Origin of the sequence: Streptacidiphilus sp. EB103A, assembly GCF_041261405.1 — a bacterium.
Lineage (GTDB): Bacteria > Actinomycetota > Actinomycetes > Streptomycetales > Streptomycetaceae > Streptacidiphilus.
Genome location: NZ_JBGCAQ010000011.1, coordinates 156,776 through 170,055 on the forward strand (window position 1 = coordinate 156,776; position 13,280 = coordinate 170,055).

The following is a 13,280-nucleotide window of genomic DNA, read 5'->3' on the forward strand; positions in this document are numbered from 1 at the left end:
GGCTCGGCACACCCTCCGGGTTGTGCGCCCCGCCCCCGCGCATTCACCCTCCCCACCCGTTCGGCTCGACCCCCTCGGAGTTCCTCCATGCCGCAGCGCACCCTCGTCCTCCTGAAGCCCGACGCCACCCGACGTGGCCTCGTCGGTGAGATCATCAGCCGGATCGAGCGCAAGGCGAACTGGACCTTCGCCGCGATGGAACTGCGCACCCTGGACACCGCCACGCTGGAGCAGCACTACGGCGAGCACCTGGGCAAGCCGTTCTACGAGCCGCTGATGGAGTTCATGTCCTCGGGCCCGGTGGTGGCGCTGATCGTGGAGGGCGAAAGCGTGATCGAGGGTGTCCGCGCGCTGGCCGGCAAGACCAATCCGCTGGAGGCGGGCCCCGGCACCATCCGCGGTGACTTCGCCACCATCACCCGGGAGAACCTGATCCACGCCTCGGACTCGGAGGCTTCGGCCGAGCGCGAGATCAAGATCTTCTTCCCCGGTCTGAGCTGACACGCCGTCTTCTCCGGCCCCGCTTCTGTCGGATCATGCACAAAACGGAATATCATATTCCTGACCCCGGACTCTCTGGGAACTGCGCAGCCGACACCAGCGTCCCAATAGCAGGAAATGTGATCGTCTGCCCCGACAATGGCAGAGGGTCAGTCGTCACCCTCAGTGCGCACTTGGCTACCATGGGGACGGCCCGCCGCCCCAAACCCCTCGACCTCGGGAAGGCCCCGCATACCCATGGCGAACAACATGTCGTTCATCGGTCGTGACATGGCTGTCGACCTCGGCACCGCCAACACGCTGGTGTACGTCAGGGGCCGGGGGATCGTCCTCAACGAGCCGTCGGTCGTCGCGGTGAACACCAACACCGGCAGCATCCTGGCCGTCGGCACCGAGGCCAAGCGGATGATCGGGCGGACCCCGGGCAACGTGGTGGCCATCCGGCCGATGAAGGACGGGGTGATCGCCGACTTCGAGATCACCGAGCGGATGCTCCGCTACTTCATCCTCAAGATCCACCGGCGCCGCTACCTGGCCCGCCCGCGCGTCGTCGTCTGCGTGCCCAGCGGCATCACCGGGGTCGAGCGGCGCGCCGTGATCGAGGCGGCGGCCCAGGCCGGGGCGCGCCAGGTGCACATCATCGAGGAACCGATGGCCGCGGCGATCGGCGCCGGCCTGCCGGTGCACGAGCCCACCGGCAACATGGTGGTCGACATCGGCGGCGGCACCACCGAGGTCGCCGTGATCTCGCTGGGCGGCATCGTCACCGCGCAGTCGATCCGGGTGGCCGGGGACGAGCTGGACAACGCGATCATCCAGCACATCAAGAAGGAGTACTCGCTGCTGCTCGGCGAGCGCAGCGCCGAGAACATCAAGATGACCATCGGCTCCGCCCACCCCGTCGACGGGGACAAGGAGGAGCACAGCGAGCTGCGCGGCCGGGACCTGGTCAGCGGGCTGCCGAAGACCATCGTGATCTCCGCGGCCGAGGTCCGGCAGGCCATCGAGGAGCCGGTCAACCAGATCATCGACGCCGTCAAGACCACGCTGGACCAGTGCCCGCCGGAACTCGCCGGTGACATCATGGACCGCGGCATCGTTCTCACCGGGGGCGGCGCTCTGCTGCGCGGCCTGGACGAGCGGCTGCGCCGGGAGACCGGGATGCCGGTCCACATCGCGGAGAACCCGCTGGACTCGGTGGCCCTTGGCTCGGGACAGGTGGTCGAGGACTTCGAGGTGCTCCAGCAGGTGCTGGACGCCCAGCCGCGCCGCTGACCTGACGTACCGGACCTGACGCCGGCTCAACCGGTCCGCCGGGCACCCAAGACGCACACGACGACAGCGAAGGGCACCGCCGAGGACCGTGAGGGACACACGAGAGAGCCGGCTGCTGCTGGTCCTGCTGATCGCGGTGGCGTTCGCGCTGATCACCGTGGACATCCGGGGCGGTGACGCCTCCCCGCTGAACGGTCCGAGGAATGTCGCCGCCTCCGTCCTCGGGCCGGTCGAGAGCGGGGTGTCCGGTCTGGTCAACCCGGTGGCCGACACCGTCCACTCCGTCACCGACGCCAGTGCGCAGCACAACCGCATCAGCGCGCTGGAGCAGCAGAACCTGCAGCTCAAGCAGCAGTTGAACAGCTCCGACCTGGCCCGCGGCCAGTCCACCGAGCTGAGCCGGATGCTGGGCGCCGCCGGAGCGGGCCAGTACACCGTCAAGGCCGCCCAGGTGGTGGCCATCGGCGCGGCCCAGGGCTTCTCCTGGACGGTCACCATCGACATCGGCAGCAACGACGGCATCAAGCGCGACATGACCGTCATCAACGGCGACGGCCTGGTCGGCCGGATCACCACGGTGGGCCCCACCACCTCCACCGTGCTGCTGGCCAGCGACCCGGGCTTCTCGGTCGGCACCCGGATGGAGGGCAGCGGCGAGGTGGGCGTTGCCACCGGCGAGGGCACCGGCCCGCTGCGGGTGGAGCTGCTGAGCGCGCAGGCCACCGTCAAGGCGGGGGACCGGATGGTGACCTTCGGTTCGCAGAACGACCGCCCGTTCGTCCCCGGTGTCCCGGTCGGCACGGTGATCAAGGTGGAGAACGACCCGGGCCAGCTGACCCGCACCGTCCTGGTCCGACCCTTCGTCAACTTCACCAGCCTGGACCTGGTCGGCGTGGTGGTCCAGCCGCCGGCCACCGACCCCAGGGACGCCGTGCTGCCGCCCAAGCCGACCAGCACGCCCGCCAGCAAGTCCGCCAACGGGAAGGCCCACTAGTCCCATGTGGCTGCACCGCATCCTGCTCTCCACCGTGCTGGTCGTCGTCGCCCTGGTCGTCCAGGTGAGCGTGTTCGCCAGGCTCGGGCTGCCCGGCGCCGTGCCCGACCTGATGCTGCTGGTGGTGATAGGGCTCGCCCTGGTGTACGGGCCGCAGGGCGGCTGCCTGGTCGGCTTCGGCGCCGGGCTGCTCGCCGACCTGGCGCCGCCCTCGGACCACGCGGTGGGCCGCTACGCGCTGGTGCTCTGCCTGCTCGGCTACGCGGCGGGTCTGCTGCGGCCGGAGAGCGGCCAGATCCGCTCGGTGCTGACGCCGCTGCTGGTGGTCGCCGCCGCGGCGTTCACCGCGACCCTGCTCTACGCCGGCGTCGGCGCGCTGGTCGGCGACTCGGCGGCGCGGCATGTCGGCGTCGGCAGCCTGCTGGTCACCTCGGTGATCTACGACGTGCTGCTGGCCCCGTTCGTGGTGCCGGGGGTGATGGCGCTGGCCAGACGCTCGATCGCGGTGCCGGTCAGCAGCGGTGGCGGCACCGCGGGTTCCGGCGGCGGCCCGCAGAAGACCGCCAAGGTCGGCCTGGGCCGGCGCGGCTCGATGTTCGGCCAGAGCGGCAGCCGCAGCGGCGGCAGCGCGGGCCTCGGCACCGTCTCCGGTTTCGGCGGATCACGTTCCGGCCGTACCAAGGTCAAGACCAGCGGCAAGTAGTTGCCCCCAGGGGCGGGAAGCGACACCCATGACCAACATCCCGCAGACCGGCCGCACCGGCCGGGTCACCGGACGCCTGCTGATCCTCCAGGTCCTGGTGCTGTCACTGCTGGCCACCCTGGGCGGACGGCTCTGGTACCTGCAGATCCGCAACGGCCAGCAGTACCAGGACCAGGCCTCGTCCAACCACATCCGCACGGTGCTGGTGCCGGCCGTGCGCGGCGAGATCCTGGACGCCAACGGCAAGCCGCTGGCCGACAACGAGACCCAGCTGGTGGTCTCGGTCAGCCGGACCTCGCTGCTGCAGCAGAAGGACGGCGGCAAGGCGGTGCTGAACCGGTTGGCCCAGGTGCTCGGGATGCCGGCGGCGGAGGTCCACGACAAGGTCAGGCTCTGCGACGCGAAGACCCCGCAGCCCTGCTGGAACGGTTCGCCCTACCAGCCGATCCCGGTCACCGACAAGGCGACCACTCAGCAGGCCATGCAGATCATGGAGCGCCGCGAGGACTTCCCCGGAGTGACCGCCGACCCCACCGCGGTCCGCACCTACCCGGCGCCCAGCGGCGCCAACGCGGCCCAGGTCCTCGGCTACCTCTCCCCGGTCACCCAGGACGAGATCACCGCCGCGACCGGCGCCGACGGCAAGTCCGCCTACGCCGCCTCCGACCAGATCGGCCGCTCCGGCCTGGAGTCGGTGTACGACAGCGCGCTGCGCGGCAAGCCCGGCACCAACGACCTGGAGGTCGACAACCTGGGCCGGGTCCAGGGCAGCGCCGGCGGCACCGCGGCCCAGCCCGGCGACGATGTGGTGACCAGCATCGACGCCCGGATCCAGAGCATCGCCGAGAAGCAGCTCCAGCAGGCGCTGGAGACGCTCCGCAAGACCTACGACAAGGTCACCCAGCAGAACTTCAAGGCCGACTCCGGCGCGGTCGTGGTCATGGACGTCCACACCGGACGGGTGGTGGCCATGGCCAGCGCGCCGACGTTTGACCCCAACATCTGGAGCGGCGGGATCTCCGCCACCGACTACAAGGCGCTGACCAGCAACTCCTCCGACTTCCCGCTGCTGAACCGGGCCATACAGGGTCAGAGCGCACCGGGCTCGACCTTCAAGGTGGTCACCACCTCGGGCGCCCTCAACGCGGGCTACAGCTACAGCGACACCTTCCCCTGCACCTCCTCGATGACCATCGGCGGCCGGGTGTTCAAGAACTTCGAGGGCGAGAACTTCGGCGCCATCAACCTGTCGAAGGCCCTGGAGGTGTCCTGCGACACCGTCTTCTACAACATCGCCTACAGCCAGTGGCTCAAGGACGGCGGCACCAAGCCGAAGGCGCCAGCGGACTGGCTCTACAAGACGGCGCACCAGTTCGGCCTGGGCAAGAGGACCGGCATCGACCTGCCCAGCGAGGCCTCCGGGCGGGTCCCGGACCGGGCCTGGCACCAGGCGTACTACGACGCCATGAAGGACACCTGGTGCAAGCAGGCGCAGAGCGGCAAGAACGACTACGCGACCGCCATCGCCAAGGAGGACTGCACCGACTTCGCCACCCTGCGCGCCGGTGACGAGGTCAACTACGCGATCGGCCAGGGCGACACCCTGGTCACCCCGATCCAGATGGCCCGGATCTACTCGGCCCTGGCCAACGGCGGGACGCTGTACCAGCCGCAGATCGCCAAGGCCGTGGTCTCGCCGACCGGAAAGGTCGTCAGGAACCTCGCGCCGGTGGTCCAGGGCAAGCTGCCGGACACCCAGCGGACCATCCAGTACATCGACCAGGCCACCGCCAACGTCATCACCTCGGGCACCGCCGCGTGGAAGTTCCAGGGCTGGCCGCAGGACAAGATCGCCCTGCATGCCAAGACCGGTACCGCGGAGGTCGTCGGCAAGCAGACCACGTCCTGGTTCGACACCTACACCAAGGACTACGCCGTCGTCATGACCATCTCCCAGGGTGGTACCGGATCGGGCGGCTCCGGGCCCGCGGTCCGCAACATCTACAACGCGCTGTACGGGATCCAGCCGGACAACAGCATCGACCCCAAGAAGGCGCTGCTGCCCGTCCCGCAGCAGAACCTGCCGACCTTCCACGCCGATGGCAGCGTCACCCAGGCCCAGCAGACGGCCTACACGCTGAGCGCCGCCGGGAGCCCGTTGGCGCCGACGCCGACCACCCCGCTGCCGGGCACCGGCACCGGCCTGTCGGCTGCCTTCGCGCTCGCCCCGGAGCGGAGGGTGCTCGCATGACCGCCCAGGGAAACTGGAGCGCCGGGGCGGGCGCCGGCTACCGCGCGCCCCGCTACGCGCCCAGGCGCGGCGCTGTCAGCAGGCTGGTGGCCCGGGAGTCCCCGCTGCGCCGGATGGACTGGATCCTGGCCTTCGCCGCGCTGGCCCTGTCCGGCATCGGCGCCCTGCTGGTGTGGTCGGCGACCCGCAGCCGCACCGAGATCAACCACGGCGACCCGCAGTACTTCCTGATCCGCCATCTGATGAACCTGGCCATCGGCCTCGGCCTGTGCGTCGGCGTGGTGCTGCTGGGCCACCAGCGGCTGCGCACCATCGCGCCGGTGGTGTACGGGCTGGCCGTGCTCGGCGTCCTCGCCGTGCTCAGCCCGCTGGGCTCCACCGTCAACGGGGCGCACTCCTGGATCGTGCTGGGCGGCGGCTTCTCGGTGCAGCCCTCCGAGTTCTGCAAGATCGCGATCATCCTGGGCATGGCCACCCTGCTGTCCGCCCGGGTGGACGCGGGGGAGCGGGCCTTCCCCGACAGCCGCTCCATCGTCCAGGCGCTGGCGCTGGCGGCGGTCCCGATCGGGATCATCCTGCTGATGCCCGACCTGGGCTCCACCATGGTCATGGTCGTGATCATCCTGGGCGTGCTGCTGGCCTCGGGAGCGCCCAAGCGCTGGCTGTTCGGCCTGATCGCGGTCGGCGGAGCCGGCGCCTTCGTCATCGTCCAGCTGCATGTGCTGAAGCAGTACCAGATCGCCCGCTTCGCGGCCTTCGCCGACCCGGGCCTGGACCCTTCCGGCGTGGGCTACAACACCGCCCAGGCCAGGATCGCCATCGGCTCCGGCGGCCTGCTCGGCAAGGGCCTGTTCCACGGCACCCAGACCACCGGGCAGTTCGTTCCCGAGCAGCAGACCGACTTCGTCTTCACCGTCGCCGGGGAGGAACTGGGCTTCATCGGCGCCGGACTGATCATCGTGCTGCTCGGCGTGGTGCTCTGGCGGGCCTGTCGTATCGCCCGCCAGGCCAACGACCTCTACAGCACCGTCGTCGCCGCCGGGGTGGTCGCCTGGTTCGGCTTCCAGGGCTTCGAGAACATCGGGATGACCCTGGGCATCATGCCGGTGGCCGGTATCCCGCTGCCCTTCGTCAGCTACGGCGGCTCCTCGATGTTCGCCATCTGGGTCGGCATCGGACTGCTGCAGTCGGTGAAGATGCACCGCGACATAACGGCATGAGCGTCCCGGCACCCGAGTGACTTCCGGGTGCCGGGACGCTCCGACCGCATCGGGTCAGATCTGCTGGAGCAGCAGGTTCCCGTTGATCCGGCCGATGCCGGAGCACGCGTCCCAGCCCTTGCCGGCCGAGTAGCCCGGCGCCGGCTGCACGACGTTGCTGCCGCTGTCGACGTCGAAGTACAGGTTCGGCTGCGAGGACAGCTGGTAGAGGTACGGGCTGACGAAGCCCGGCCTGGTCCCGCTGCTCGCCGCGATCACGGCCAGCAGCCCCGCGTACAGCGGCGCGACCGCGCTGGTGCCGCCCACCGACATCCAGGAGCCGTCCACCACGACCTCGTACGGGCTGCGCAGAGCGTCGGCGTTGCCGGCGATGTCCGGGACGCCGCGACCCTGCTGCCCGCTGTCGACCTGGCGCGGGACCTCGTCAGCGGACTGCCAGCCGGGGAGCAGGAAGTCCTCGCTGACGCCGCCGCCGGTGGCCCAGCCGTTGCCGTTGTTCCAGACCACCTCGTTCTTGAGCTGGGCCTTGGCGTCGAGCTGCAGCGAGGTGCCGCCGCAGGACAGCACATACGGGTCGGAGGCCGGGAAGTCGCAGTGCGCCAGCCCGTCGTAGACGCCGTCGTTGCTGCCGTTGTCGCCGGAGGCGGCGAGTACGGTGATGCCCATGGCCGCGGCCGTGTGCAGCGCCGAGTCCATGCCGGCGCGTCCGGCCGCGGTCCAGCCCGCGTCCTCGGGTGCGCCCCAGCTGATGGAGATGCAGGTCGGCGGGTACTGGCTGCTGTGCGCCGCGGCCTGGACGGCGTCGATGAAGCCCTGCTCGGTGTTGGGCGCGAAGTAGACCGCGAGGGTCGCGCCCTCGGCGATGGACCCGGCGATCTCGATGTCCAGTTCCACCTCGCCGTCGGCCCCGTTCGGGTCGCCGTAGCCGTTGGAGGCGCCGTCCACGAAGACCGGGACGACCTTGGGCGAGCGCTGCTTCATGGCGCCGAAGTAGCTGTCCAGGTCCTTCTGGTTGTAGCCGCCGCCCAGCTCGATCAGGGCGATGGTCTGGTCCGAGCAGTCCACCCCCTGCGGGAAGTCGTACAGCCTGGCCACCTGCTGCGCGGTGACGCCCTGCGCGGCCTTGGGCGTCATCTTGTGGTGCGCCGAGGCGAGCGGACGGTTCGTCAGACCGGACACCCGCTCGACGATTCCGTGCAGCTGGCGGGGTACGTAGATGCTGCCCTGGCGGCTGCGGTAGGTGTGCTCGCCCTCGCGGTACTGCTTCAGCTGCACCCCGAAGGCCTGGTTGAGCTGCTGCACGGTGCCGGTGAGGCGAATGCTGCGCTGGGCCGGGTCGGCGTGCTCAGCCTTGAGCTTGTGGCTCTGGGCGAACTGCTTGACCTGCTCCAGGTCCTTGGGGTCGGCGGCGAGGGAGGCCATCACGGCCTTGCGGTCCAGGGGAGTGCGCCGGCTCGGACGCTGCCGCCCGGTCTCCTCCAGGTCCGGGGTCTGCGCCGCGCCGGGGTGGCGGCGGACCTGCACGGTCACCGTGATCTTCTCGTGCGAGTCGGCAGGCCCGATCAGGCTCTGCCCCTTCATGATGTGCCGTTCGCTGCCGATCAGTGCCACACGATCGTTGACGACGGTCATGGGATCCTCCTGAGAAGTCGACTGTCGCCTCCCTGCCTACGGCCCCGCGCGTCACCGCTCCGTCACCGTCCGCGCACTGGCCCGGTCGGACCGTTGACACATCCCCCGGGCGAGACAAGGGTGCACAGTGCCGAGCCCCCACGGGAAAACCACCCACAGGAAAGCAATCCGGAGCACAGCCACCCGGAGCACGTACCGGACGGAGGTCGCAATGATCGAACTCTCACTGCTCGGCGGCTGGCGGCTGACCGCTGACGGTCAGCCGGTCGCCCTTCCCGAGGCCGGACGCCGGATCGTCGCGTACACGGCCGTCGTGGGCCCCTCGACCCGCCAGCACCTGGTGGGCGCACTCTGGCCGGAAGCCCCCGAGGCCCAGGCGCACGCCTGTCTGCGGTCGGCCCTGTGGCGGATCAAACGCTGCCTGCAACCCCTGCTGATCACCCGCGGCGACTGGGTGGTGCTCGACCTCAAGAAGGTCCGGCTGGACCTCGCCGAGCTCAACGCCCTCCTGCTCTGCCCGCCCGACCCGCCTCGCCCCGAGCCCGCCTACCTCACCGGCGGCGACCTGCTGCCGGACTGGTACGACGACTGGGTCCTGCCCAAGCAGGAGCAGCTGCGCCAGCTCTGCCTGCACGCCCTGGACCGGCTCGCCGCCGCCCTGCTGGAAGAGGGCGACTGCGCCGGCGCGCTGGAGATGGCCCTGGGCGCCGTCGCCATGGAGCCGCTCCGGGAGAGCGCCCACCGGGCCGTCATCGAAGTGCACCTGCGCGAGGGCAACGCCTCCGAGGCGCTGCGCCACTACCAGTCCTACCGCCGACTGCTCTGGTCCGAGCTGGGTCTGGACCCCTCCCCGCTGCTGCGACGGCTGCTTCCGGTCCGGACCTCCTCCACCTCCGCGTTATCCTGAAGGGTCCGCCCTGCCGTCTTCACGAAAGTCCCCTCTATGCCTGTCGAGTCGGTCTTCCCGCGCCTGGAGGCCCTCCTCCCGCACGTCCAGAAGCCGATCCAGTACGTCGGTGGCGAGCTGAACTCCACCGTCAAGGACTGGGACGCGTGCGATGTGCGCTGGGCCCTGATGTACCCGGACGCCTACGAGGTCGGGCTGCCCAACCAGGGCGTCATGATCCTGTACGAGGTGCTGAACGAGCGCGAGGGCGTGCTCGCCGAGCGCACCTACAGCGTCTGGCCGGACCTGGAGAAGCTGATGCGCGAGCAGCGGGTTCCCCAGTTCACCGTGGACGCGCACCGCCCGGTCAGGGCGTTCGACGTGTTCGGCCTGAGCTTCTCCACCGAGCTCGGCTACACCAACATGCTCACCGCGCTGGACCTGGCGGGCATCCCGCTGGAGTCGAAGGACCGGACGATCGACGACCCGATCGTGCTGGCCGGCGGGCACGCCGCGTTCAACCCGGAGCCGGTCGCGGACTTCCTGGACGCGGCCGTGGTCGGCGACGGCGAGCAGGCCGTACTGGACATGACCGAGATCATCCGGGCCTGGAAGGCCGAGGGCCGCCCCGGCGCGGAGGGCCGCAGCCCCCGCGACGAGCTGCTGTTCCGGCTGGCCAGGACCGGCGGCTTCTACGTCCCCCGGTTCTACGACGTGGAGTACCTGCCGGACGGCCGGATCGGCCGGGTCGTCCCCACCATCTCCGGCGTGCCGTGGCGGGTGTCCAAGCACACTGTGATGGACTTGGACGAGTGGCCCTACCCCAAGCAGCCTCTGGTTCCGCTTGCGGAGACGGTCCACGAGCGGATGTCCGTGGAGATCTTCCGCGGCTGCACCCGCGGCTGCCGTTTCTGCCAGGCCGGCATGATCACGCGCCCCGTGCGGGAGCGAAGCATCACCGGCATCGGCGAGATGGTCGACCGCGGCCTCAAGGCGACCGGGTTCGAGGAGGTGGGCCTGCTGTCGCTGTCCTCGGCCGACCACACCGAGATCGCGGACATCGCCAAGGGGCTCGCCGACCGCTACGAGGAGGACAAGGTCGGCCTGTCCCTCCCGTCCACCCGGGTCGACGCCTTCAACATCGACCTGGCCAACGAGCTCACCCGCAACGGCCGCCGTTCCGGGCTGACCTTCGCCCCCGAGGGCGGCAGCGAGCGGATCCGCAAGGTCATCAACAAGATGGTGTCCGAGGAGGACCTCATCCGCACCGTCGCGGCCGCCTACGGCAACGGCTGGCGCCAGGTGAAGCTCTACTTCATGGCCGGTCTGCCCACCGAGACCGACGAGGACGTGCTGCAGATCGCCGAGATGGCGAAGAACGTCATCGCCAAGGGCCGCGAGGTCACCGGGCAGAACGACATCCGCTGCACCGTCTCCATCGGCGGTTTCGTCCCCAAGCCGCACACCCCCTTCCAGTGGGCGCCGCAGCTCGGCGTCGAGGAGACCGACGCCCGGCTGCTGAAGCTGCGCGACGCCATCCGCAACGACCGGAAGTACGGCCGCAACATCGGCTACCGCTACCACGACGGCAAGCCCGGGATCGTCGAGGGCCTGCTCTCCCGCGGCGACCGCCGCGTGGGCGCCGTGATCCGTGCCGTCTACGAGGACGGCGGCCGCTTCGACGGCTGGCGCGAGCACTTCTCCTACGACCGCTGGATGCGCGCCGCCGAGAAGGGCTTCGCCGGCACCGGCGTCGACGTCGCCTGGTACACCACCCGCGAACGCCAGTACGAGGAGGTCCTCCCCTGGGACCACCTGGACTCCGGCCTGGACAAGGACTGGCTCTGGGAGGACTGGCAGGACTCGCTGGAGGAGGTCGAGGTGGACGACTGCCGCTGGACCCCCTGCTTCGACTGCGGGGTCTGTCCTCAGCTCGACCTCGACATCCAGATCGGCCCGACCGGGGTGAAGCTGCTTCCGCTGACGGTGAAGCAACCGGCGGCCAGCGGGAGCGGGCACAGCCACTGACCGGAACGTCCTGCGGCCGGGCTCGGCCGCAGGACGTCTTGTCGCCTGCTACTTGCTGATGGCGAAGCGCATCAGGGACTGCTCGTCACCCTGCTTGATGTTGCCGGTCTCATTGACCACCTGGAGCTTCCAGCCGTTGCCCACGCGGATGGCCTTGGCCACGGCGAGGCCGTTGTCCGTGCTCAGCAGGCTCGGCCAGATGTCGGCGACCTGCTGGGAGCTTCCCCCGGTCGCGTCGTAGACCTTGAAGCTGATGTTGCGCGCCTTCTGGAAGGAGCTCCCCTTCTTGAAGGCGGCGGCGACGAACACGATCGAGGTGATGTTGCCCGGGACGTTGGCGAAGTCCACCGTCAGCACCTCGTCGTCACCGTCCCCGTGCCCGGTGTGGTTGTCGCCGCTGTGGACCAAGGAGCCGTTCCCCAACGGGTTGAGCGAGTCCAGACCGGCCAGGCGCACCGGGTCGGCCCCCTGCATGGCGATGCCGATCAGGTCGAGGTCGGTGCCGACCTTGCGGCGGACCATCCCCGCCAGCTTGCCGCTGCTCCCCGCGGTGGCGTCCCAGGACGCTCCGATGGACAGGTGGGTCACCCCGTCGAGATCCGCGGGTCCGTCTTCCTTGGTGAGCGTTATCATCCGTCGATCGTCCTTTTGGTGAAGGTACCGTGATGCGCACAGTGTGCCGTGTCGACGCCGCTTGAGACACCGTCACAGCGGCGGCCCCGCCCGGAATATCCGGAGGCGGGGCTTTGCTCTACCGATTGTCGGCAGGCGTTGGGCGGTGTCGCCGTCCTTGCTGCTCCGGATTCAGCGGGTGAGAGCACGTTGTCCGGTCCGCGTACCCTTGGTGGGGTCCGGATGTACCCCACTACTCACTAAGGACTGAGCGCCCTGGCACGCCGCACGCCCGACGGTCCGCCGCCCGCACCGGTGGTGCAGCGCATCCGACTGCGCTACACCAAGCGCGGCCGTCTGCGATTCACCAGCCACCGCGACTTCCAGCGGGCCCTTGAGCGCGCGCTGCGCCGCTCGGCCGTGCCGATGGCGTACTCGGCGGGCTTCTCGCCGCACCCCAGGATCAGTTTCGCCAACGCGGCGCCCACCGGCTCCGCCAGTGAGGCCGAGTACGTCGAGCTGGCCCTGAGCGCACCGCGGGACCCGGAGGAGCTGCGGGCGCAGCTGGACGAGTCGCTGCCGACCGGGCTCGACGTGATCGACGCGGTCGAGGTCCGGACGCCGAACTTCGTGGAGCGGCTGGAGGCGTCGGTCTGGGAGCTGCGGCTGGACGGAGTGACCCCGGAGGCGGCTGAGGCGGCTGTGGCGGCGTTCCTCGCCGCCGAGAGCGTCGAGGTGCAGCGGCAGACCAAGAACGGCGTCCGCACCTTCGACGCGCGCGGCGCCGTGGTGGCCCTCCAGGTGGTCGAATCGCAGGTCGTCGCTGGTGCGACCGGCCTACCTGAAAGTAGTACCGATATCGCCGCAGGCCGTGCCTGTGCGATACTGCGGCTGGTTGTTCGGCACGCCACACCCGCCGTGCGACCTGATGACGTCCTGTCCGGTCTCCGTGTGACGGCCGACCTGGCGCTGCCGGTCCCCGCTGGGGTGACCAGGCTGGCGCAGGGGCCGCTCGACGAGGAGTCCGGCACGGTGACCGACCCGTTCGCGCCCGACCGTGGCGCGGCACCGGCCCTCCCATCCGAGGCGGCCGAGCCGCAGCCCGCGTAGGCAGTGGCGGTCGGCTGTCCGGCGTCGTCGGAGCCCGTCCAGGGCCCCTGGGAGCCACCCGGGACCCC

General features: G+C 70.1%; 11 protein-coding genes. 9 read left to right on the plus strand and 2 right to left on the minus strand.

The window, feature by feature from the left end; all coding sequences use genetic code 11:
- Nucleotides 1-87 precede the first annotated feature (87 nt).
- The 6 genes from ndk to rodA all read left to right on the plus strand — a co-directional run bounded on the left by ndk (nucleotide 88) and on the right by rodA (nucleotide 6,944).
- A complete protein-coding gene (gene ndk / locus ABH941_RS19710; RefSeq protein ID WP_370130725.1) occupies nucleotides 88-501 on the plus strand; it encodes a nucleoside-diphosphate kinase in 414 nt (137 codons plus the stop codon).
- Nucleotides 502-750: 249 nt separating this feature from the next.
- Complete coding sequence (locus tag ABH941_RS19715; RefSeq protein WP_030250637.1) at nucleotides 751-1,776, plus strand: rod shape-determining protein; 1,026 nt, start codon at nucleotides 751-753, stop codon at nucleotides 1,774-1,776.
- Nucleotides 1,777-1,864: 88 nt separating this feature from the next.
- Nucleotides 1,865-2,770: a rod shape-determining protein MreC gene (gene mreC, locus ABH941_RS19720; RefSeq protein ID WP_370130726.1), complete on the plus strand. Its 906-nt coding sequence runs from the start codon at nucleotides 1,865-1,867 to the stop codon at nucleotides 2,768-2,770.
- A gap of 4 nt (nucleotides 2,771-2,774) precedes the next feature.
- Entirely contained in the window at nucleotides 2,775-3,473 is a 699-nt protein-coding gene (gene mreD / locus ABH941_RS19725; RefSeq protein WP_370130727.1) for a rod shape-determining protein MreD, read from the plus strand.
- Between the two features lie 28 nt (nucleotides 3,474-3,501).
- Nucleotides 3,502-5,724, plus strand: a complete 2,223-nt coding sequence (gene mrdA, locus ABH941_RS19730) for a penicillin-binding protein 2 (RefSeq protein ID WP_370130728.1) — start codon at nucleotides 3,502-3,504, stop codon at nucleotides 5,722-5,724.
- On the plus strand, nucleotides 5,721-6,944 hold the full coding sequence (rodA, locus tag ABH941_RS19735; RefSeq protein WP_370130729.1) for a rod shape-determining protein RodA: 1,224 nt from the start codon (nucleotides 5,721-5,723) through the stop codon (nucleotides 6,942-6,944). Before mrdA ends, rodA begins: the two co-directional genes overlap by 4 nt.
- Before the next feature lie 54 nt (nucleotides 6,945-6,998).
- Here the strand turns inward: rodA and ABH941_RS19740 are convergent, their stop codons facing one another.
- On the minus strand, nucleotides 6,999-8,576 hold the full coding sequence (locus tag ABH941_RS19740) for a protease pro-enzyme activation domain-containing protein (protein ID WP_370130730.1): 1,578 nt from the start codon (nucleotides 8,574-8,576) through the stop codon (nucleotides 6,999-7,001).
- A 211-nt stretch (nucleotides 8,577-8,787) separates the two neighbouring features.
- On the opposite strand from ABH941_RS19740, the gene ABH941_RS19745 reads away from it, so the two are divergent.
- Together ABH941_RS19745 and ABH941_RS19750 are read left to right on the plus strand one after the other, a co-directional pair.
- On the plus strand, nucleotides 8,788-9,483 hold the full coding sequence (locus ABH941_RS19745; protein WP_370130731.1) for a BTAD domain-containing putative transcriptional regulator: 696 nt from the start codon (nucleotides 8,788-8,790) through the stop codon (nucleotides 9,481-9,483).
- Between the two features lie 36 nt (nucleotides 9,484-9,519).
- Nucleotides 9,520-11,490: a TIGR03960 family B12-binding radical SAM protein gene (locus ABH941_RS19750; protein ID WP_370130732.1), complete on the plus strand. Its 1,971-nt coding sequence runs from the start codon at nucleotides 9,520-9,522 to the stop codon at nucleotides 11,488-11,490.
- Between the two features lie 48 nt (nucleotides 11,491-11,538).
- On the opposite strand, the gene ABH941_RS19755 is transcribed toward ABH941_RS19750, so the two are convergent.
- The gene (locus ABH941_RS19755; protein ID WP_370130733.1) at nucleotides 11,539-12,123 is read right to left on the minus strand and encodes a TerD family protein; all 585 of its coding nucleotides are present in this window, start codon (nucleotides 12,121-12,123) and stop codon (nucleotides 11,539-11,541) included.
- A gap of 297 nt (nucleotides 12,124-12,420) precedes the next feature.
- Between ABH941_RS19755 and ABH941_RS19760 the strand changes: the two genes are divergently transcribed.
- Nucleotides 12,421-13,212, plus strand: coding sequence for a TIGR03936 family radical SAM-associated protein (locus tag ABH941_RS19760; RefSeq protein ID WP_370130734.1), 792 nt, complete (start codon nucleotides 12,421-12,423; stop codon nucleotides 13,210-13,212).
- The last annotated feature ends 68 nt before the right edge of the window (nucleotides 13,213-13,280 follow it).

Coding starts and splice junctions, on each gene's coding strand:
- mrdA (WP_370130728.1), top strand. CDS start 3,502: ATGACCAACATCCCGCAGACCGGCCGCACCGGCCGGGTCACCGGACGC.
- ndk (WP_370130725.1), top strand. CDS start 88: ATGCCGCAGCGCACCCTCGTCCTCCTGAAGCCCGACGCCACCCGACGT.
- rodA (WP_370130729.1), top strand. CDS start 5,721: ATGACCGCCCAGGGAAACTGGAGCGCCGGGGCGGGCGCCGGCTACCGC.
- ABH941_RS19755 (WP_370130733.1), bottom strand. CDS start 12,123: ATGATAACGCTCACCAAGGAAGACGGACCCGCGGATCTCGACGGGGTG.
- ABH941_RS19750 (WP_370130732.1), top strand. CDS start 9,520: ATGCCTGTCGAGTCGGTCTTCCCGCGCCTGGAGGCCCTCCTCCCGCAC.
- ABH941_RS19740 (WP_370130730.1), bottom strand. CDS start 8,576: ATGACCGTCGTCAACGATCGTGTGGCACTGATCGGCAGCGAACGGCAC.
- ABH941_RS19745 (WP_370130731.1), top strand. CDS start 8,788: ATGATCGAACTCTCACTGCTCGGCGGCTGGCGGCTGACCGCTGACGGT.
- mreD (WP_370130727.1), top strand. CDS start 2,775: ATGTGGCTGCACCGCATCCTGCTCTCCACCGTGCTGGTCGTCGTCGCC.
- ABH941_RS19715 (WP_030250637.1), top strand. CDS start 751: ATGTCGTTCATCGGTCGTGACATGGCTGTCGACCTCGGCACCGCCAAC.